General features: G+C 60.8%; 9 protein-coding genes. 6 read left to right on the forward strand and 3 right to left on the reverse strand.

What is annotated here, in order from left to right:
• Positions 1-7 precede the first annotated feature (7 nt).
• The gene (locus tag SLW75_RS22000; protein WP_296311442.1) at positions 8-1,168 is read right to left on the reverse strand and encodes a glycosyltransferase family 4 protein; all 1,161 of its coding nucleotides are present in this window, start codon (positions 1,166-1,168) and stop codon (positions 8-10) included.
• Positions 1,169-1,338: 170 nt separating this feature from the next.
• Between SLW75_RS22000 and lapG the strand changes: the two genes are divergently transcribed.
• The 3 genes from lapG to SLW75_RS22015 all read left to right on the forward strand — a co-directional run bounded on the left by lapG (position 1,339) and on the right by SLW75_RS22015 (position 4,419).
• A complete protein-coding gene (lapG, locus tag SLW75_RS22005) occupies positions 1,339-2,034 on the forward strand; it encodes a cysteine protease LapG (RefSeq protein ID WP_410935429.1) in 696 nt (231 codons plus the stop codon).
• 8 nt (positions 2,035-2,042) lie between these two features.
• Positions 2,043-3,989: a cyclic di-GMP receptor LapD gene (gene lapD, locus SLW75_RS22010; protein WP_410935430.1), complete on the forward strand. Its 1,947-nt coding sequence runs from the start codon at positions 2,043-2,045 to the stop codon at positions 3,987-3,989.
• Positions 3,990-4,098: 109 nt separating this feature from the next.
• Positions 4,099-4,419, forward strand: a complete 321-nt coding sequence (locus SLW75_RS22015) for a YceK/YidQ family lipoprotein (RefSeq protein ID WP_192133618.1) — start codon at positions 4,099-4,101, stop codon at positions 4,417-4,419.
• A gap of 101 nt (positions 4,420-4,520) precedes the next feature.
• Here SLW75_RS22015 and SLW75_RS22020 read toward each other — a convergent pair whose 3' ends face one another.
• Both SLW75_RS22020 and SLW75_RS22025 read right to left on the reverse strand, forming a co-directional pair.
• Positions 4,521-4,859, reverse strand: coding sequence for a tryptophan synthase subunit beta (locus SLW75_RS22020; protein ID WP_065988311.1), 339 nt, complete (start codon positions 4,857-4,859; stop codon positions 4,521-4,523).
• Between the two features lie 83 nt (positions 4,860-4,942).
• Positions 4,943-17,206 carry a retention module-containing protein gene (locus SLW75_RS22025; protein ID WP_410935431.1) on the reverse strand — a complete coding sequence of 4,088 codons (12,264 nt, stop codon included), beginning with the start codon at positions 17,204-17,206 and terminating at the stop codon, positions 4,943-4,945.
• A gap of 402 nt (positions 17,207-17,608) precedes the next feature.
• On the opposite strand from SLW75_RS22025, the gene SLW75_RS22030 reads away from it, so the two are divergent.
• From SLW75_RS22030 to SLW75_RS22040, 3 genes are read left to right on the forward strand one after another with little or no spacing between them, the layout of a single operon-like run.
• Positions 17,609-18,958, forward strand: a complete 1,350-nt coding sequence (locus SLW75_RS22030) for a TolC family outer membrane protein (protein ID WP_192133622.1) — start codon at positions 17,609-17,611, stop codon at positions 18,956-18,958.
• 49 nt (positions 18,959-19,007) lie between these two features.
• Positions 19,008-21,161, forward strand: coding sequence for a type I secretion system permease/ATPase (locus tag SLW75_RS22035; protein ID WP_410935432.1), 2,154 nt, complete (start codon positions 19,008-19,010; stop codon positions 21,159-21,161).
• Positions 21,151-22,524 carry an HlyD family type I secretion periplasmic adaptor subunit gene (locus tag SLW75_RS22040; RefSeq protein WP_192133626.1) on the forward strand — a complete coding sequence of 458 codons (1,374 nt, stop codon included), beginning with the start codon at positions 21,151-21,153 and terminating at the stop codon, positions 22,522-22,524. Before SLW75_RS22035 ends, SLW75_RS22040 begins: the two co-directional genes overlap by 11 nt.
• Positions 22,525-22,599: the final 75 nt, after the last annotated feature.

Genomic DNA, 22,599 nt, shown 5'->3' on the forward strand with positions numbered 1-22,599 from the left:
CAGTCAATCAAGCTTGCCGGTGTGCCGCCAACACTTTGCGGTACACCGCCAGCGTCTGCCGCGCGCATTCCTGCCAAGTGAATTGGCGAGCGCGTTCCAGCCCTATTTCAACCCGTTCGGTCCGGAGCGCTTCATTACTCAAGACATCGAGCATGGCCGCCGCGATGCTTGCAGCGTCATTCGGGTCGACGCCCCAGGCGGCATTGCCAGTCACTTCCGGCAGCGACGTGGTGTTCGACGCGATGACCGGGCACTCGGCTGCGAATGCTTCGATGACCGGCAAGCCAAACCCTTCGTATAACGACGCGAACACCAACGCGCTGGCGCTCTGGAGCAGTGCGAACACATCGGATTGCGGCAGATAACTGAGCCAGCGCCCTTCGCCCTTTGCTTCCAGCGCCTTGAGCTGCGGAATCAGGTCTTCGTTGGCCCAGCCATCACGTCCTACCACAATCAGCGGATGCTCTTTGCGCACCGACTCCGGCAACGCGTTGAACGCCTCCAGCACCTTCGGCAAATTTTTGCGCGGCTGCAGCGTGCCGATGAACAGGAAGAAACCGGGTTTGAGTTGATGCTTGTCGAGCACAGCGTCGCGGGTTTCGAGGGGGATGCGCTCGAAATACACCGGGTCCACGCCCAGCGGCGTCACGCTGATTTTCTCGGGGGCAATCCCCATGTGCGTGACCAGATCGTGCTTGCTGTGCTCGGAGATGGTGATCAAGTGGTCGGCACTGTGCACGCTTCGCGCGAACAGCCAGCCCTTGAGGGTTTTGAGGTTCTGTCTGATCCACTCGGGATGGATCAGCGGAATCGCGTCCATGACTGTGGCAATCACGGGCACGCCACTGATTCTCGGGATCTGGTGATCGGAGGCGTGGACGATGTCGACATCGCGAGCGATGGCGGAGGAGTTGGGCAGCGGCAGGCCGAGCAAGCCGCTCGCCAGCACTTGAATGCGGAAATCAGCTGAGAGCGTCTTGGGTATGCCGCACGCCAGTGTGGGCAGATTGCGGCCGAACGCATAAGGCTTGACGGTGATGCCTGGCTCTTCGCTTTGCTTGAGCTCCTCCATCGCCTGCCACAGGGAGCGGGTGTACACGCCGATCCCATCGAGATGACCGGCACGTTCACATCCTGCCCAGACGGTGCAGCTCAAACCAATATCCATACGCGTTTCCAAACCAACCCGGTGAGTCATGAAATCAAGGGGCGCGAGCCTATCATGAGTCGCGTTTTCGGGCATTTCCTTCCGCGCATGATCTCACCGCGCCATTGCGTTTCCCTCCCCAACCCCTCACCATCGCTTTCCGTTATCCATTGCCTGATGGACAAGACAAATTGGCGACACGCCCCGCTCAAAAGCGCCCTGGATTATGGATGCTTCTGGCGCTTGCACTGACGTGCACGGCGTGTGTCGGCTATCTGAGCGCGGATTGGGATTTCTCCCTGATCAGCCGCCGCGCCGAGGCGCTGTACGGACCGTTGGGCGCCGGGAAGCAGCGCATCGATGCCTGGCAGAACCTGCTGGCGACCGAGAAGCAGGTCGGCGAGATGGACAAGCTCAACGTCGTGAATCTGTTCTTCAACAAGCAGATGCGCTATGCCGAAGACATCGACTTGTGGCACGAGGTCGATTACTGGGCGACGCCGGTCGAGTCACTGATCAAGGGCGCGGGGGATTGTGAGGATTACGCGATCGCCAAGTATTTCAGCCTGCGCCGCCTGGGCGTGCCCAGCGAGAAGCTGCTGATCACCTACGTCAAGGCGCTGCGCCTGAACCGCGCGCACATGGTGCTGACCTATTACTCGAGCCCCAATGCCATGCCGCTGGTGCTCGACAGCCTGATCGACGACATCAAACCCGCCAGCCAACGAACCGACCTGTTGCCGGTGTATGCCTTCAACGCTGAAGGGCTGTGGCTGCCGGGCGCGCAGGGCAACAAGAAAGTGAGCGACACCAAGCGTCTGTCCCGGTGGCAGGACGTGCTGAAAAAAATGTCTGCAGAAGGCTTCCCCACCGAGCCCGAGAATTAGGAGTACTGATGTCTCTGTTCAAACAGCTGTTGATCGCGATCTGTCTGTTCATGGTGGTTGCCTTCGCGGGGAGTTTTGTCGTCAGCCTGGAAAGCTCGCGGGCGCAGTACGTCAATCAGTTGCGCTCCCACGCCCAGGACGCCGCGACCTCGCTGGCACTGTCGCTGACGTCCAATATCGACGACCCGGCGATGGTCGAGCTGATGGTGGCGTCGATCTTCGACAGCGGTTATTACGCGAGCATCCGCGTGGTGGACCTGGCCAGTGGCAACGCGATCGTCGAGCGCAGTGCGACGCCGGACAATCAGGGCGTGCCGCAGTGGTTTATCAACGCCATCGGGCTTGAGCCGGCGGGGGGCGAGGCGATTGTCAGCCGCGGCTGGCAGCAGACGGCGCGGGTCGAGGTGGTCAGCCACCCGATGTTCGCGCTGGCCAAGTTGTGGCAGAGCGCGCTGGGCAGCCTCGGCTGGTTGCTGGTGTGCGGCGTGGTCAGTGCCATTCTGGGCGCGATGCTGTTGCGCCGGCAGCTCAAGCCGCTGGATTATATGGTGGCGCAGTCCCAGGCGATTGGCCGTCGCGAGTTTCTCGTTCTGCCCGAACTGCCGCGCACGCCGGAGCTGCGCCGGGTGGTGCAGGCGATGAACCAGATGGTCGAGAAGCTCAAGGCGCTGTTTCAGGAAAGCACCGAGCGCAGCGAGAAGCTGCGCATTGAGTCGTATCAGGACAGCCTGACCGGGCTGTCCAATCGCCGTTATTTCGATATGCAACTCAACGCCCACGTCAGCCATCTGGAAGACGGCCGCGCGGGGTATTTGATGATGTTGCGCGTCAACGACCTGGCTGGCTTGAACCAGCGTCTGGGCGGCAAGCGCACCGATGCCTTGCTGGTGGCGGTGGCTGAGCAACTGGTGCGTCACTGCGAAAAGTACCCTGAAACCCGAAATCTCATCAGCCGCAGCCGTGGCGGTGAGTTCGCCGTGCTGGCGCCGGGTATGGTTCACGATGAAGCCGTGCAACTGGTGCAGAATCTCGACGCGGCGCTGCAGAGCCTTGAAGCGACTGGCGCCTCCGATGTCTCGCCCGTCGCGCACATGGGGCTGGCGCCGTACAGCCCGGGCGATGCCTCGTTGACCTTGCTGGCGCTGGCCGATCAGGCGTTGTCTCAGGCTGAAAGCGGCGGCGAGCAATCGTGGTATTGCATCGAGCGTGGCGCGATTGGCGATCTGGGTGAAGATCAGCACGCGTGGCACAGGACCCTGGATCATGCGCTGGAGCACGGGCGTTTTCAGCTGTTCTTTCAGCCGGTGGTGGCGTCGGGCGATGGCTCGACCGTGATGCATTACAAGGTGCTGTCACGCTTGGTCGATGCTGACGGCGAGACGATTCCGGCGGGGCGCTTTCTGCCGTGGCTGGAGCGCTTTGGCTGGTCGAGCCGACTGGATTTGCTGATGTTGCAGCAGGTGCTGGCGCATCTGGGCACACACAATGAGCGCTTGGCGCTGAACCTGTCGGCGGCCACGCTCAACGATGCTGCGGCGCTGAATGAAGTGTTCAACGCCTTGCGCCATCACCCGAAACTCGGCGCGCGCCTGACCTTCGAGATCGGCGAGGAGCAAGTGCCGGAGCAAGCGGTGCTGGAGAAGCTGACCCGCCGCCTGCAAGAAGCCGGTTATTCCCTGGCGCTGCAGCGGTTCGGTGGACGTTTCAGCATGATCGGCAACCTGGCGCATCTGGGGCTGGCGTATCTGAAGATCGACGGCAGCTACATCCGCACCATCGACCAGGAAAGCCACAAACGGTTGTTCATCGAAGCGGTCCAGCGCGCGGCCCACAGCATCGATCTGCCGCTGATTGCCGAGCGGGTTGAGACCGAAGGCGAACACCGGGTGATTCTGGAAATGGGCATCGAAGGGGTGCAGGGCCGGCTGTTTGGGGATCCTGCGCCATGGAAGTGATGGGCTGAAGAATGTGTCTGCCGGTGAGACGCAACGAAGCTGGCCGACGCACGCCTGATCTTTTCGAATCAATCAATCAATCAATCAATCAATCAATGGAAGTGCTCGTATGAAGCTATGGACTGCAGCATTAATCGTGGCAACCCTTTCAGGTTGCGGCACCATCAAGACCCTCAATGACGAAAAAGGCGCTGCGGATACACTGGCGCGCCACAGCTCCAATTGCCAATCCATACCCCGTGCCTACAGCGGTGCGGTTTACCAGTTCTGCACCTTGAACGCCCCGCCAGTTTCCGGCCCACACTGGTCTGCGCCCACCATTGCACTGGACATGGCCCTTTCTGCGGTCGCCGATACCGTGCTGCTGCCCTACACCGGGTATCAGCAATACCAGCAGGGCGACATCAAGGTCCGACGCAAACAGTACTGATCGGTCTGCCTTAACGTCTGCATCACGCACGCGAACGCGGGCATACCCGAGATCGGGTATGCCCGTCGTTTGCAGAAAGGTAAGTGCTGAAAGTAACAGCTTCAGATCAGCCGTTGTTCATCGTCATTGATCAAGTCGCTCAGGCCGCCCAGTGTTTCCCGGGCCTGGGTTCGATCCATCAATTTCGCCTGTGCGGCGGCGGGGAGGTCGGTGATGTTGAGGATGCCTTTGCTGGTCAGGACCTGAATCAGGTCGTCCAGTACCCGGATCATGTCCATGTCGCTGGACTTGAGCTGGATCAGGCTCTTCTCGACCACTTCGTTGGCAAACCAGGCTTGCACCTGATGGTCATCGGGCGGCAGTTGCTCGCTCGCTTCGGCAAAGGCCGTCGCTTCCACGCGAATTAGCGTGCCATCGGCATCGCGCTGAACGTAAAACATGGCTCATTCCTCAGGGACTGACCGGGCTGGCAACCGTCAGGGACGGCTGCCAGCACAGTACAACAGCTCTCGCGACTCAGCTATCAGTGGTGATCGACTTTGATGGTCGGATCCGCACCGCTCACCAGCGAGTTGACCATGGCATTGCTCCAGGTCACGCCCTCCACCTTGATGTGCACGTCGGCCGTGTTGGCAGCGGCGGCTGCGGTCACGTTCGACGCGAACTGTCCGGTGGTGCTGACTTGCAGAATGGTGTCACGGCCATCGTTGGTGACTTGCAGGTACTTGCTGAGGGTGTCGGTGTCTTCACCCTGCAGCAGGTCACGCAGGTCGATCCGGTCGCCTTCGCCCTTATTGAAGTCCTTGATCACGTCAAAGCCACCGCTGTTGGTGTCGCCTGCTTTCCAGGCGAACGTATCGGCACCTGCGCCACCGGTAAGGATGTCGTTGCCTTTACCACCCATCAGGATGTCGTTGCCGTTGCCACCATTGAGAATGTCGTTGCCACCCTGGCCGAACAGAATGTCATTGCCATTGCCGCCCAGCAGGGTGTCGTTGCCGTCCTGGGAGGTCGACGACGAATTGGCCAAGTGAGCCACTGCGTCAAGGTTGTTGGTCACGAACGAATGCAGCGTCTTGTCATCGATGGTCGACACGTTGACGTGCAACGTGTCCGCCGCAAACGCCTTCAGCGCCGTAATGCCTCCCTGGGTGTTGAAGGTGATCAGGTCACCGAACAGGATGTCATTGCCGTCGCCACCGTTGAGGGTGTCGCTGCCCGGCGCGATATCTTTCTGGTCGCCCAGTACCGCTTTCGCCAGATCGTCAGCGTTGACGTTGGTCTGCGCGTGCCCGTCGCTGTCGTAGTGATTGAGCGTGCTCGTCTTGACCGCCGAGTTCAGGCCGATCGCTTCGATGGTCGGCGACTGCTTCAGCAACAGCGCGTAACCGGTGTCCGCTTCAGCCAGCACGACGCTGCTGCCGTTGGTTTCAGGCGAATTCAGGCTGTATTCCGTACCGCCCTTGCCGTCGGCATGACTGGCGAGGGTGCCCATCAGCTTGCCGGTCGTGCTGCTGGCGTAGCTGTAAACGTGGCCCACGGTGTCGATGGCGACTTTGCCGTTCACCGAATACGTGCTGCCCAGATGCCAGCTTTCCAGGCCCGTCGCCAATGTGATGGCCGTGCCGTTCACCGTGCCGAGCACCGTGCTGGTGTTCTGGTAAACGTTAGGCTCGCCGTCGGTGATGAAGTAGGTGCGGTTCTCGCCCGTCGGGTTGGTGCTGTTCAAACCGGCGAACCAGTTCGCCGTGGTCTTGAAGGCATCTTCGTAGTTGGTGGTACCGCCCGATGTCATGGTCGCCAGAGCAGCGGCCAGGGTTTTCAGGGCGGCAGCCTTGTCAGACATGTCCACAGAAACGGTCGAGCGCACGTTGGTATCGAAATCCACCAGCAGCACGTTGATCTTGCCTGCATTGGCCGTCTGAGCACCGTTCGCCAGTTTCTCGAAGACCGACTGCAGCTGGGTTTTCGCAGTGTCGAGGGATTTGCCCATGCTGCCCGAGCTGTCGACGATGAAGGCGATGTTGTAGCTCTTGCCCTGCACGATGGTCGTGCCGCTGACGTCGCCAACGATGATGTCGCCACCGGTGGTGCCAGTGATCGGCGTCGGATCGGTGCCGGCCAGGCCTTCACTCGAGTTGTAGGTCTGAGACTCGACGGTGACGGTGATCGCCTTGCTGTCGCTGGCGCTGGCCACCGCGCTTGGGACGCCTGGAACGTTTGCTTCGGTCGCCGTCGCCGTGACGTTGAGCGTGAACTTGCCGCTGAAGTAATCAGGCGTGGTGATGCTCAGCGTCGACAGGTCGAATTGGCTGACGTCGATCGTGTCCATCACGGTTTTGCCGTCTTCGACGTGAGTCGTCACGGTGGCCGTGTGGCCCGCGGCGTCGGTCAGGATCGAGCCGGCCGGTGCGCCGCCGCTCAGGGTGGTGACGTGAGTCTCCGAACCGTCGAGGCTGTCACCGAACACCGCTTTGACCGGGCTCAGCTTGATCGCGGTGCCTTCGGTGCCGTGGTTCAGCTCGTAACCGGTGTAATAACCCTCACCGCTGCCAACCGTGCCTTCGTGCAACGGCGAGACGTTCAGGCCGGAAGCCTTGAGGTCATCGACCGTTGCGAACAGCAGCACGTTGCTGCCGTTCAGGGCCACGGTCTGGGAGGCGCCGGTGCTGATGTTCTTGTCGGTCAGGCTGATGTTGTAGCTGCCCGGACCTGCCTGGTTGTAGTGGTAAACGTCCAGGGTGTAGTAGCCGGACTCCGTCGGCGTGAAGCCCGCACTCTGAATCTTGCCGCCCGCGCCCCATGTGGCGTTGGCTGCGGTCTGACCGCCTACGGTGATCAGCAGACTGTCGTCCGCGGTGCCGGAGAAGGTGTAGGTGTGGCCAGCTTCCATGTAGACCAGACCGGACAACTTGGTGCCGGTGCCGACCGCGACGGACGAGTCCTGTGCACCGCTTGCGACGCTATGCGTGGTCGGATCCACGGTGGTGTTGAAGCCGGCCTTGATGGTCGCTTCGTTGGCGCCGTTGCCGTCGGTGCCCATGTTCTTCAGCGTGCCGACATAAACGTCTTTCACCAGACCGGTCGACTGAACCACGCCGGAACCCAGCGTCACCAGCGGTTGGTCGGCAACAGGTGCCACGCTGATGGTGCCGGTGGCGTTGACCGAACTCGCCAGACCCTGATCGTCCACGGCCTTGTAGGTGAACGAGGTGCTGCCCGCCCAATCGGCGGCTGGCTTGAAGTACACCGTTGCAGCGTTGCCGACTGCGACGATGTTGCTCAGGCTGGTCAGCGCGACCTTGCCGGCTGCATCGGCGTAGAAGGTGCCGTGTGCCGCCATGTCGACCAGGTTGAAGTGGTCGATTGTGCTGTCCACGTCGGTCGCGCTCAGCGTTACGGCGATGGCCGGGCTGTCTTCGTTACCACTGCCGGTTGTGGCGTCGGCCACTGGCACATCGTTGACCGTCGTGATGTGAATCGTCGACGTGGTGTTGATGATGTTGTTGGTGGCGCTGCCGTCGTTGACGCTGATATTGATGATGCGGTCGTCTTTGACAGGGTCGTGGGACGTGCTGTCGAAAGTGATCGACGAGATCGCCGTCTGGTACTGAGCCGCCGTGCCCGCACCGAACGTGATGACCTTGCCGGTCACAACGTTGTTGGTGACGATATCGGTGGTGGTGACGCTCAGGCCAGCGGTGTTGCCGATCGCCAGCAGATCACCCGCCTTGTAGTTGGTCAGTGTGACCGTAGCGCTTTGCAGCGTCGGGCTGTCGGCATCGCTGACGGTGAAGTCGCGAGCGATCAAGCCTGGGCCTTTGCCCGGCGCAGTGACATCGCCGCCGACCAGGGTTTCGTTCCAGGTGTTGCCGAATTCCTTGCCATCGCCAGTGTGGCCGATGACCGGAGCGTCGTTCACCGCGGTGACGGTGATTGTGCTGCCGGCAACCAGCGAATCCTGCGTGCCTGTACCGTCGCCTTTCGCGCCGGAATCGGTCACTTGGACGGTTACGGCACGGTCACCCGCCTGAGGGTTGTCGCCCGGGCTGTTGAAGGTGATCGACTGGATCAGCGCCTTGTACTGGTCAATGGACGCGATGCCCTTGATCTGGAAGCCGTTCACCAGACCGTCGGCGTTGTGAGTTTCTACCACGCTGACGCCTTTCGGCGCAGTGCCGGTGAACGTCAGCACGTCGCCTGCCTTCACATCGACCGAAACCACCGCCTTGCTCAGGGTAGTGTTGTCGACGTCGGCCAGGTTCAGGTTCTTGACGATCGAGACCGCTGCATCGTTTTCGGTGAAGCCGACCGATGCAGTGCTCACGGTCGGTACATCGTTGACCGTAGTGATGTGGATCGTCGAGGTCGTGGACGCGATGTTGTTGACCGCGCTGCCGTCATCAACAGTGATGTTGATGAGGCGGTTCTCTTTCGACGGATCGTGGGACGTGCTGTCGAAAGTGATCGACTGAATCGCCGTCTGGTACTGGGCCGCAGTGCCTGCACCAAAGGTGATGGTCTTGCCGGTCACCGCGCCGGAAGCGTCTTTTACATCACTGACGGTGTAGGTCAGGGCGCCCGGTTTGCCGACATTCAAGACGTCGCCGTCCTTGAAGTTGGTCAGCGTGACGGTCGCGCTTTTCAGCGAGGTGCTGTCAGCGTCGTTCAGGGTGAAATCGCGAGCGATCTGACCCGGGCCTTTGCCCGGCGCGGTGACATCGCCACCCACGGCGGTTTCGTTCCAGGTGTTGCCGAACTGTTTGCCGCTGCCGGTGTGGCCGATGACTGGCGCATCGTTGACGGCAATCACGTTGATCTGGCTGTCGTGAACAACGGTCAGGTTGTTGGTGCCATTGGCATCTGCGTCGGTCACAGCGATGGTCACGCCCCGTGGCGCGGTGCTCGGATTGTCGCTGTTGTCGGCGTAGGTGATCGACTTGATCAGGGTTTCGTAATTGGCCACCGAAGCCTTGCCGGTCAAATCGATAACGATATTGCCGTTGGCGTCGTTGCTCAGCTTGTAGCTGATACCCAGATCGGTGGTACCGGTGGTGCCGTCGCTGCCGCCTTTGTAGTACTGGGAAACGATCAGGTCTTCAGCCTGGATGCCGGTCAGCGTGATCTTCGCGCTGGTCAGCTCAGTGCTGTCGACGTCAGCGATGCTGAAGTCTTTGACGATCGCAATCGGCGCACCGTTTTCGGTGTAAGTGATGCTGCCGAAGTTGACCACAGGCGCGTCGTTGACGGCCGTGACTGTGATGGTGCCGGTTGCCGGAGTCGTGGACGCCAGGCCCTGGTTATCGACGGCGGTGTAGGTGAATGGCGTGCTGCCGTTCCAGTTCGCGTCCGGCTTGAAGTAGATCGTCGCGCCGTTGTCGGTGGCGGGGATGTTGGTGGTACCGGTCAGCGGCTGAGTGCCCGCCGCGTCGGAGTAGAACGTGCCGTTGGCAGGCGTGTTGACCAGGGTGAAGTGGTCAATGGTGCCGTCCACGTCAGAGCCGGTCAGCTTGACGGCAACGAGGGTGTCTTCGTTGCCAGTGCCTGTGGCCGCGTTGACCACTGGCGCGTCGTTCACTTCCGCAACGTTGACGGTCAGCGAGCAGGTGGCGGTTGCTTTCTGCCCGGTGAGTTCAGTCGACGTCGAGCTCACCTGCAAGGTGATCGAACCGTTGAAGTCAGCCGGTGGCGTCAGGGTCAGCGTGGTCAGGTCCCAGCCATCGATGACGACTTTGCCGTCGCCGGTCGGGATCGAGGTGTAGCTGTTTTTGCCATCGGTCAGCACAGCGCCAACCGGAATGCCGCCCACGGTCAGGCCGCTCAGGCTTTCCGAACCGTCGGTGTCGACCAGTGCAGTGCTGACATTGATCTGGATCGCGGTGTCTTCATCGCCCTGGGCGTTGCTCACGGTGACGGTCGGGGCATCAGCCACCGGCGTGACGTTGATGGTGCCAGTTGCGGTGGTGCCGGCTGGCAGGTTCTCGTTATCAACAGCGGTGTAGGTGAAGGTGGTATCGCCCGCCCAGTTCGCGTCCGGCTTGAAGTAGATCGTCGCGCCATTGTTGGTCGCAGCGATGTTGTTCAAGTTGGTCAGCGGCTGAGTGCCGGCGGCATCGGAGTAGAAGGTGCCGTTGGCTGGCGTGTTGACCAGGTTGAAGTGGTCAATGGTGCCGTCGACGTCAGAGCCAGACAGCTTGACCGCGATGGTGGTGTCTTCGTTGCCCTGGCCCGATGCAGCGTTGACCACTGGAGCGTCGTTGACGGCGATCATGTTCATCTGGCTGTCGTGAACGACGGTCAGGTTGTTGGTGCCACTGGCATCTGCGTCGGTCACAGCGATGGTCACGCCGCGTGGTGCAGTGCTCGGGTTCTCGCTGTTGTCGGCGTAAGTGATCGACTTGATCAAGGTTTCGTAATTGGCTACCGAAGCCTTGCCAGTCAGATCGATAACGATGTTGCCGTCGGCGTCGTTGCTCAGCTTGTAGCTGATACCCAGATCGGTGGTACCCGCGGTGCCGTCGCTGCCGCCTTTGTAGTACTGGGAAACGATCAGGTCTTCAGCCTGAATACCGGTCAGCGTGATCTTCGCGCTGGTCAATTCAGTGCTGTCGACGTCGGTGATGCTGAAGTTGTTGACGATCGCGATCGGCGCACCGTTTTCGGTGTAAGTGGTGCTGTCGAAGTTGACCACTGGCGCATCGTTCACCGACGCGACGTTCACGGTCAGGGACTGAGTCGTGGTTGCCGATTGGCCGGTCAGCTCGGTGGAGGTCGAGCTCACTTGCAAGTTGATCGAGCCGTTGAAGTCTTTCGGCGGCGTGATCGTCAGGTTGGTCAGATCCCAGCCATTGATGTAGACAGCGCCGTCGCCGGTCGGAATCGAGGTGTAGCTGTGGGTGCCATCCGTCAGCACGGCGCCCACTGGAATACCGGACACCACGAACGGGCCCAGGGATTCCGAGCCGTCGGTGTCGACCAGCGCGGTGCTCACGTCCAGCTTGATCGCCGAGTCTTCATTACCTTGGGCGTTGCTGACAGTGACGGTCGGGGCGTCGGCTACCGGTGTGACGCTGATGTTTCCGGTTGCCGGGGTGCTGGCCAGGCCCTGATTGTCGACAGCGGTGTAGGTGAAGTCGCTGGTGACGCCCGCCCAGTTTTCGGTTGGCTTGAAGTAAATCGTCGCGCTGTTGTTGGTGGCGGCGATGTTGCTGAGGTTGGTCAGCTCTTGAGTCCCTGCAGCGTCAGCGTAGAACTTGCCGTTGCTGGCCATCGACACCAGATTGAAGTGGTCGATGGTGCCATCGACGTCAGCGCCCGTCAGGTTGACCGCGATGGCAGTGTCTTCGTCGCCTTGGCCCAGTGCCGCGTTGACGGTCGGGGCGTCGTTGACGGCAATCACGTTGATCTGGCTGTCGTGAACGACGGTCAGGTTGTTGGTGCCGTTGGCATCTGCGTCGGTCACAGCGATGGTCACGCTGCGTGGTGCAGTGCTTGGGTTTTCGCTGTTGTCGGCGTAAGTGATCGACTTGATCAGGGTTTCGTAATTGGCTACCGAAGCCTTGCCAGTCAGATCGATAACGATGTTGCCGTCGGCATCGTTGCTCAGCTTGTAGCTGATACCCAGATCGGTGGTACCCGCGGTGCCGTCGCTGCCGCCTTTGTAGTACTGGGAAACGATCAGGTCTTCAGCCTGAATACCGGTCAGCGTGATCTTCGCGCTGGTCAATTCAGTGCTGTCGACGTCGGTGATGCTGAAGTTGTTGACGATCGCGATCGGCGCACCGTTTTCGGTGTAAGTGGTGCTGTCGAAGTTGACCACTGGCGCATCGTTCACCGACGCGACGTTCACGGTCAGGGACTGAGTCGTGGTTGCCGATTGGCCGGTCAGCTCGGTGGAGGTCGAGCTCACTTGCAAGTTGATCGAGCCGTTAAAGTCTTTCGGCGGCGTGATCGTCAGGTTGGTCAGGTCCCAGCCATTGATATAGACAGCGCCGTCGCCTGTCGGAATCGAGGTGTAGCTATGGGTGCCGTCAGTGAGCACGGCGCCTACTGGAATGCCGGACACCACGAACGGGCCCAGGGATTCCGAGCCGTCGGTGTCGACCAGCGCGGTGCTGACGTTCAGCTTGATCGCCGAGTCTTCATTACCTTGTGCGTTGGCAACGGTGACGATTGGGGCATCGGCCACCGGTGTGACGCTGATGTTTCCGGTTGCCGGGGTGCTGGCCAAGCCCTGATTGTCGACAGCGGTGTAGGTGAAATCGCTGGTGACGCCCGCCCAGTTTTCGGTTGGCTTGAAGTAAATCGTCGCGCTGTTGTTGGTGGCGGCGATGTTGCTGAGGTTGGTCAGCTCCTGAGTCCCTGCAGCGTCAGCATAGAACTTGCCGTTGCTGGTCATCGACACCAGGTTGAAGTGGTCGATGGTGCCATCAACGTCAGCGCCCGACAGCTTGACGGCAATCGGCGTGTCTTCGTCGCCCTTGCCTGCGGTGTTGTTCACGACCGGCGCGTCGTTGACCGGCGTGATGCCGATCTGGCCAGTGGCGCTGCCCGACAGGTTGTTGGTGCCATTGGCATCAGCGTCGGTCACTTCGATGGTCACGCCGCGTGGGGTGGTGATCGGGGCGTCACTGCTGTTGGCGTAGGTGATCGAGTTGATCAGCGTAGTGTAGTCAGCGATCGAAGCCTTGCCGGTCAGGTCGATGATGATGTTGCCATCTGCATCGTTGCTGAGGTTGTAGCTGATGCCCAGAGTGGTGGTGCCACTGTTTGCACCGGTGTAGTACTGGGAAACGATCAGGTCTTCGGCCTGAATGCCGGTCAGCGTGATTTTCGCGCTGCTCAGCTGGCTGCTGTCGACGTCGCCGATCTGCAGGTTGCTGACCAATGCCTGAGGCGCGCCGTTTTCGACGTAGTCAGGATTGGTGAAGGTGACGGTTGGCGCGTCGTTGATCGGCCCGACGTTCACGGTCAGCGACTGAACCGTGGTGGCCGAGTCCTTGTTGGCGCTTTCGGTCGACGTCGAGCTCACCTGCAGGTTGATCGAGCCGTTGAAATCTTTCGGCGGCGTGATCGTCAGGTTGGTCAGGTCCCAGCCATTAATGTAGACAGCGCCGTCGCCCGTCGGAATCGAGGTGTAGCTGTGGGTGCCATCCGTCAGCACGGCGCCGACTGGAATACCGGACACCACGAACGGGCCGAGAGATTCCGAGCCGTCAGTGTCGACCAGCGCGGTGCTGACGTTCAGCTTGATCGCGGAGTCTTCATTACCTTGGGCGTCGGCAACGGTGACGATCGGGGCGTCTGCCACCGGCGTGACGTTGATGGCGCCGTTGGCTGGCGCGCCAGTTTGCAGGCCCTGATTGTCGACCGCGGTGTACGTGAAGCTGGTGTCACCGGCCCAGTTGGCGTTCGGCTTGAAGTAGATCGTTGCGCCGTTGGCGGTGGCGGCGATGTTGCTGAGGTTGGTCAGCGCCTGGGTACCGGCGGCGTCGGCGTAGAACGTGCCGTGCTCGGCCATGGTGACCAGATTGAAGTGGTCGATGGTGCCGTCGACATCAGCGCCGGTCAGGTTGACCGCGATCGCAGTGTCTTCGTCGCCCTGGCCCAGAGCCGCGTTCACGGTCGGAGCGTCGTTGACGGCAATCACGTTGATCTGGCCGTCGTGCACGGCGGTCAGGTTGGTGGTGCCGTTGGCGTCGAGGTCGGTAACCGAGATGCTCACGCCACGCGGTACGGTGCTCGGGTTTTCGCTGTTGTCAGCGTACGTGAGCGACTTGATCAGGGTTTCATAGTTGGCGACCGAGGCGTTGCCCGTCAGGTCGATCACGATGTTGCCGCTGGCGTCGTTGCTCAGGGTGTAGGTGATGCCCAGGTCGGTAAGGCCGGTGGTGCCGCCTTTGTAGTACTGAGACACCACCAGGTCTTCAGCCTGAACACCGGTCAGCGTGATTTTCGCGCTGCTCAGTTGCGTGCTGTCGATGTCGGTGATGCTGAAGTTATTGACCAGCACGACCGGTGCACCGTTTTCGGTGTAAGTCGTGCTGTCGAAGTTGACCGCCGGGCCGTCGTTCACAGGCGTCACATTGACGATCAGCGCCTGTGTCGTGGTGGCCGAATCCTGGTTGGCGCCTTCGGTCGACGTCGAGCTCACTTGCAGGGTGATCGGGCCGTTGAAGTCTTTCGGCGGGGTGATCGTCAGGTTGTTCAGGTCCCAACCGTCGATATAAACAGCACCGTCGCCTGTCGGAATCGAGGTGTAGCTGTGGGTGCCATCCGTCAGCACGGCGCCCACGGGAATGCCGGACACAACCAGCGGGCCCAGGGATTCGGAGCCGTCGGTGTCGACCAGCGCGGTGCTCAGGGTCAGCTTGATCGCCGAGTCTTCATTACCTTGGGCGTCAGCAACGGTGACGATCGGCGCATCGGCCACTGGCGTGACGTTAATGACGCCGTTGGCTGGCGCGCCAGTTTGCAGGCCCTGGTTGTCGACTGCGGTGTAGGTGAAGCTGGTGTCGCCCGCCCAGTTGGCGTTCGGCTTGAAGTAGATCGTTGCGCCGTTGGCGGTGGCGGCGATGTTGCTGAGGCTGGTCAGCGCCTGGGTACCGGCAGCATCGGCGTAGAACGTGCCGTTGGCCGCCAGGCTGACTAGGTTGAAGTGGTCGATGGTGCCGTCGACGTCAGTGCCGGTCAGCCTGACCGCAATGGCGGTGTCTTCGTCGCCTTGGCCCGATGCGTCGATGACGGTCGGTGCGTCGTTGACCGGCGTGATGGCGACTTCGCCGGTGGCGCTGCCCGTCAGGTTGTTGGTGCCGTGGGTGTCCACGTCAGTCACTTCGATGGTCACGCCCCGTGGGGTGGTGATCGGCGCGTCACTGCTGTTGGCGTAGGTGATCGAGTTGATCAGCGTGGTGTAGTCAGCGATCGAGGCGTTGCCGTTCAACTGAATGACGACGTTACCGTTGGCGTCGTTGCCCAGCGTGTAGCTGATGCCCGAAGCCGTCGTGCCACTGTTGCCACCCTGGAAGGACGGCGATGCGATCAGGTCTTCGGCCTGAACGCCGGTCACGGTGATCTTCGCGCCGCTCAACTGACCGCCGTCGACGTCGCCGATCTGCAGGTTGTTGACCAGTGCCTGAGGCGCGCCGTTTTCGACGTAATCGGTGCTGGTGAAGGACACGGTCGGGGCGTCGTTGACGGCGACGACGTGCACGATGCTGGTGGCCGGTGCGGAGTCGTTCTGGCCGTCATTGACGGTCACAGTGATGGTGCGATCGGCAACGCTCGGGTCTTCGCTGCTGTTCTGGAAGGTGATCGACTTGATCACGGCTTCGTATTCGGCTGCGGTGGCGGCGCCGGTCAGGGTCAATACGATCTGGCCGTTGACGGTGGCGGTGCTGACCGCGATGTTCGCGTTCGGGCTGCCCACCACCAGGCTGTCGGCGTCCTGAGGGTTGGTCAGGGTGACTTTCGCGCCTTGCAGCGTCGGGCTGTCGGCGTCCGTGACGGTCAACTGGTCGGCGATCGAAACGCCAGCCTGGCCTTCGGTGAAGGTGGTTTCGCTGTTGGTGCCGTTGGCGCCGCCATTGGGATCGACAACCGGCAGAGCGTCGTTGTCGATGATGGTGGTGGTGACGCTGCCATTGGTCGGGCTGACAGCGACGTTCTCGAAGTTGCCGCCGCTGATGGCGCCGATCGCCACGGTGACGTTTTCAACGCCTTCCGGGATCGTGTCATTCAGGGTGTTCAGGTCGAAGGTGACGCTGCTGCTGTTGGCGGGGATCTTCACGCTGACCACTTGCGTGTAGTCGCTGCCGTCGGTAGCGGTGCCGCTGTAGGTCAGGTTGATCGTGACTTCGGTCTGCGCCGGGTTGCTCAGCGTAATGGTGTACGTGGCGGCCTGGCCTTCAATCACCGACTGAGTGCCGGTGATGCTGGCAAAGGTGGTGTCGATGGTGTCGGTGATGGTGGTCACCGCCGGCGTTGGGTCGGTCGTTACGATCAGGCCGCCACCGCCTGTTGTGCCAGTGATGGTCGTGCTGATAACTGAAGGGTCGATGTACGGCGTATTGATGTCAGCCACTTGAACAGTGGTCGAGCCCGACGTGTCGCCGCCACGAATGACAATGGTCGACCCGTTGGACAGGGTGACTGTCAGGTCCGAAGTCGGCGCCTGAGTGACATTTGCCGTGTACACCAGCGCGCCGCCGGCTTCGGTCAGCGTCTGGGTAGCGGTCAGTGTCAGGGTGCCGGCAGGCTGCGGCGCGGCGGGGGTGCCGTTGCCATTGCCGTTGTCGATCGCCAGACCGTTGCTCAGGGTAGGAGGGGGCACAGCCGTTGCCGCCAGGCCGTTGGTCGGGAAGCCGATGGTCGGATTCACTTCGCCCGCGGTCTCGGTGAGCATCACCACGCTGTGGCCGCCGCCTGCGTTGCCGCCATCACCTGGCGCCGCTTGCGGACCTGCCGCAGTGGCTTCGAGGTCTTTGGTCGGGTCCGCGCCGGCCGCGATCGCCTGCTGCAATTCAGCAACGGACGGTGCGGCTTGCGCGGTGGCTTCGGCAAGGTTGGTCGTAGAAGCCGGTGCGTCTGCGCTCCACTGGCTGTCACGGCCGATGTCCAGCTGACGGCCATCGGCAAGCTGCAGCGTGACTGCGCCTCCCGGGCCTGTCAGAACCTGCTCGCCGGTGAACAACCGGTCACCCTCAATGAGCACACGACGAATCCCTTCCGGGGAAACTGCGACGACTTGGCCAACAATGCTTTTGACGATGGCAACAACACTGCTCATGGGGGTGACTCTCCGAAATTACCGTTCAGTTGGTATCCATCATGCCGACCGGCCTTAACTAACGCCGCTTCATTACTGGAATACGTAAAGATTCGCATTTGTTCCGGCGCCAGATAACAACTTAGGGAACTAATTAAGTTGCACGTAATCTGGCGCCAATTTATTAACAGCAGGTCGGCACAGGAATTAACTTTCTGCCAAAGTATTGACCTATTCGGCGACATCCTAAACAATCGCTTCCGTAATGTCACATTGATATTTGATGAGATCGCGTATTTCTGCAGTGTGATCGCAAGCGCCCTTCAGAACACTCTCGAAACGATCACTTCAATGGCCATTTTTACGATGCGGCAGTGTGTATTGCTGCATTTTGAACAAGTACGTTCTCGGGAAACCACCAAAATGCGTAAGCACCTCTTCACTGCTGTACCCCTTATCCTTTGTGCCGGTTTCGTTCAGGCCCAGACGCTACAGTCCGCCATGCAGAAAGCCATGGACGAGCATCCCGAGGTGCAGGCCGGCATTAATGCCCGTATCGCCCAGGACTATGCGCTGCGCGCTGCACGAGGCGGCTACCTGCCGCGTGTCGATGTCACGGCGGGCTACGGCCGGGCCGGTTCCGATACGCCAAGCACCCGTGCCTCGACCGGTCGTCACGACTACCAGACGCTGGACCGCGGCGAAGCGCAAATCCGTCTTCAGCAAATGCTGTTTGACGGCTACGCAACAAGTAACGAAGTTGCGCGTCAACAAGCCACCGCCAATTCCCGGGCATACTCGCTGTTAAATACAACCGAACGTACGGCGTTGACAGTTGCGCAGGTCTATCTGGATGTTTTGACTCAACGTGAAATGGTTCGGCTGGCCGAAGAGAACCTGAAGAGTCACGAACGTATTTACGACCAAATCAAACTGCGCACTTCCCGCGGCGTGGGTCGTATGGCCGATATGGACCAGGCCGATGCCCGTCTGGCACAAGCCCGCAACAACCTGATCACCGAACAAACCAATCTGGCCGACGCCCAAACCAATTACTTGAGTGCCGTTGGTCTGGAAGCTGACCAACTTGAAGCGCCGTCGCCGTTCGCGATGATGCCTGCCGATCTGAACGAAGCCCGTCGCCAGATGCTGGAGAACAGCCCGGTGCTGCGCTCGGCCGAATCCGACATCGTGGCCGCTGAAAAGCAGTACACCTCGGCGCAGTCCAATTACTACCCGCGTTTCGATGCAGAACTGGGCCGCAATGCCGATAACAACATTGGCGGCGACGAAGGCCACAACAATGGCTGGGAAGCCATGGTGCGCATGCGCTTCAACCTGTACGCCGGTGGCAGCAACAAGGCTGACCTGCAGTCGAAGTCGTACCTGTCGAGCCAGGCTCTGGATATCCGCAACAACGCGCTGCGTCAGTTGAACGAAGAACTGGGCCTGGCCTGGAACGCCTACAACAACGCCAACGCCCAGCTGCCGATCGCTCAGCAGTACGTCGAGCGTGCCAACAGCGTGCGTACCTCGTACCAGCAGCAATTCAGTTTGGGAGAGCGTACCCTGCTCGACCTTCTCGACAGCGAGAACGAGTTGTTCACCGCGCAACAGCGTCTGATGCAGCTGAAAAACCTGCAGATGTACACCCAATACCGCATCAAGGCGGACATGGGCACGCTGCTGAAAAGCCAGGGCGTCGTCGCGCCGATGGCATCGGTTGTGCAGAACGATGTCAAACCGACCGTTCAGCTGCCGGGCATGAACTGATTCTTGACGGGGTCAGCTTCTTTTAACTGTTAAGAAAGAGAGTGTCAGCGTGGACTTGGAATTACCTTCGGCTCAATTAGGTCATGATCCACGCAGCCAGCACGACGATCCGTTACTCGACGGGCTGCTGACACTCTGTGCCCTGCATCACAAACCGGCGAGCCGGGCCATGCTGACCACCGGTCTGCCATTGCCCGACCAACGCTTGAGCCCGGATTTGCTGCCTCGCGCCGCAGCCCGGGCAGGTTTGCAGGGGCGTTTGCTGCAACGCAAACTCACCCAGATTCCCGAGATCGCATTGCCCGCCTTGCTGCTGCTGAAGGAAGGGCGCTCTGCCGTTCTGCTCGGTTGGGAGGGCGAGTCTGCCCGCCTGCTGATCAGTGAAAGCAACGGCGGCGAAGTGCTGATCCAAACCGAAGCGCTGGCGCAGGATTACAGCGGTCGGGTGTTTTTCGCACAGCCGCAACATAAATTTGACGTCACCCAGGGCTCGCTCATCCCGCGCGCTCGTTCCTGGTTCAAGGACACCCTCAAGCTGTCTCGCTGGCTTTACGTCGACGCGATCGCTGCCAGCTTCGTGATCAACCTGATCGCGCTGGCTACCCCTCTTTTTGTCATGAACGTCTACGACCGTGTCGTGCCCAACCAGGCCACCGCAACATTGTGGGTGCTGGCGACCGGCATCTGTGGCGCGTTCCTGTTTGATCTTTTGCTCAAGGGCCTGCGCAGTCTGTGCCTGGACCTGGCCGGCAAGAAAACCGACCTGATCATTTCCGCCACGCTGTTCGAACGTATCGTCGGCATGGCGATGAAGTTTCGCCCGGCGCGGGTCGGCAGCTACGCCCAGAACATCCATGAGTTTCAGGGCATGCGTGACTTCCTCACGTCGCTGACCCTGACCAGCCTCATTGACCTGCCGTTCACGCTGATCATCCTGTTGGTGATCGCGCTGCTGGGCGGGCATCTGGTGTGGATTCCGATCATTGCCTTCCCGCTGGCGCTGGGCATCGGCCACTTCCTGCAAAAGCCGCTGACCTCCACCCTTGAACGCACCATGGCGCTGGGGGCCGAGCGTCAGTCGAGCCTGATCGAAACCCTTGCCGGCCTCGATGCGGTGAAGGTCAACAACGCCGAAAGCGAGCGTCAATACCAGTGGGAACACACCATCGGTACGCTCAGCCGTCTGGAACTGCGCGTCAAAGTGCTTTCCGGTCTCGCCATGAACATCACCCTGCTGATCCAGCAACTGGCGGGCGTGGCGATGATCTGTTTCGGCGTTTACATGATCATGGACGGCGTTCTCAGCATGGGCGGCCTGGTGGCGTGCTACATGCTCAGCGGTCGTGCTTTAGGCCCCTTGGCGCAACTGTCCGGCCTGCTGACCCGTTATCAGCAAGCGAAAGTCACCATGGTCTCGGTCGATCAGATGATGGAGCTGCCCCAGGAACGCAACTTCGACGAGCGTCCGCTCAGCCGTCAGGTCCTGCAGGGCGCCATGGAATTCCGCAATCTGGAGTTCACGTACCCGAATCAACAGAACCTGGCCCTGCGCAACATCAATCTGGTGATCCGCCCGGGCGAGAAGGTCGGCATCATCGGCCGCAGCGGTTCGGGGAAAAGCTCCCTGGCCAAACTGCTGGTGGGTCTGTATCAGCCAGACGAAGGCTCGCTGCTGGTGGATGGCGTCGACATTCGTCAGATCGACGTCAGCGAAGTGCGCCACAACATCGGCTACGTGGCCCAGGACATTCAACTGTTATCAGGCACGCTGCGGGACAATCTGATTTCCGGCGCGCGTTACGTGGACGACGAGATGGTGCTGCAGGCCGCTGAGCTGGCCGGCGTGCATGAATTCGCCAGCCTGCATCCCCAGGGCTATGAGTTGCAGGTGGGCGAGCGCGGGCAGAACCTGTCCGGTGGTCAACGGCAGAACGTTGCGTTGGCGCGGGCCTTGTTGCTCGATCCGCCAATCCTGTTGCTCGACGAACCCACCAGCGCCATGGACAACACCGGCGAAGAACGTTTGAAGCAGCGCCTGCATGGCGTTATCGAGAAAAAGACCGTGATTCTTGTGACACACCGAGCTTCGTTGCTCAGCCTGGTTGATCGCCTGGTGGTCATCGACCGCGGCCAGATCGTGGCCGACGGCCCGAAAGCCGCCGTTATGGAAGCGTTGAAGAAGGGGCAGATCAGTGTTGCTTAAGTCAGGTCAAAACTCCGGTGGCGGCATCTTCGGCTATTTCAAAGGCTCGCCTTCGCTCGAAGGCCAGGCGCTGCCGGAAGTCAAAAAGGCACTGGTCGACGACGCCCCGCGCATCGTGCGGCTGACCATCTGGGCCGTGATCCTGTTCTTCGTTTTCTTGCTGGTGTGGGCTAACTACGCCGTGATCGATGAAGTGACGAAGGGCGAGGGCAAGGCCATTCCGTCGACCAAGATCCAGAAAATCCAGAACCTGGAAGGCGGCATCGTCGCGCAGATCTATGCCCACGACGGCCAGATTGTCGACGCCGGCGCCCCGCTGATTCGTCTCGACGACACGCGCTTTGCGTCCAACGTGGGTGAGACTGAAGCTGATCGTCTGGCGATGCAGTTGCGCGTCGAGCGCCTGAGCGCCGAGGTTGACGATCGGCCACTGAACATCAGCGCCGAAGCGCGCAAGTTGGTGCCGAATCAGGCGTCCAATGAAGAATCGCTGTACAAGAGCCGCCGTCAGCAGTTGGTCGATGAGGTCGGTGGTTTGCAGCAGCAACTGATTCAACGCCAGCAGGAATTGCGCGAATTTGCTTCCAAGCAGGAGCAGTACCGCAGCAGCCTGGCCCTGTTGCGCCAGGAGATCGGCATGTCCGAGCCGTTGGTGTCTCAGGGCGCGGTGTCGCCGGTGGACATCCTCCGGCTGAAACGCTCCGAGGTGGAAACCCGTGGTCAGCTGGACGGCACCACGCTGGCGATCCCTCGCGCACAGGCGGCGATTGCCGAAGTGCAGCGCAAGATCGATGAAACCCGTGGCAAATTCCGCAGCGACGCGCTGACGCAACTGAATGAAGCGCGCACCAACCTTTCCAAAGCGCAGTCGACGGCCAAGGGCCTTGAAGACCGCGTGAACCGCACAATGGTGACATCGCCGGTGCGCGGCGTGGTCAAGCAGATGCTGGTCAACACTGTTGGCGGTGTTATTCAGCCGGGCAGCGACATCGCCGAAGTTGTGCCGCTGGATGACACGCTGTTGGTAGAAGCGCGCATTCGTCCGCAAGACATTGCCTTCCTGCACCCGGGGCAGGAGGCGATGATCAAGTTCACCGCGTATGACTACACGATTTATGGCGGGCTGAAAGGCAAGCTGGAACAGATCGGTGCTGACACCATTCAGGACGAAGAGAAGAAGAACACCTTCTACGTGATCAAACTGCGCACCGACCGCAGCCACCTCGGCACCGATGAGCACCCGCTGCTGATCATCCCCGGCATGGTCGCCTCGGTGGACATCATCACCGGCAAGAAAACCATCCTGAGCTACATGCTCAAACCCGTCCTCAAAGCCCGCGCCGAGGCATTGCACGAGCGTTGATGGTAGATCGTTGACGGCTGTGGGACTGGCCCCGCTCGTTGTAGGACCGGCTTCAGCCGGGAATGCGTCAAGCGT

Origin of the sequence: Pseudomonas sp. W5-01, from assembly GCF_046540435.1 — a bacterium.
Lineage (GTDB): Bacteria > Pseudomonadota > Gammaproteobacteria > Pseudomonadales > Pseudomonadaceae > Aquipseudomonas > Aquipseudomonas graminis_B.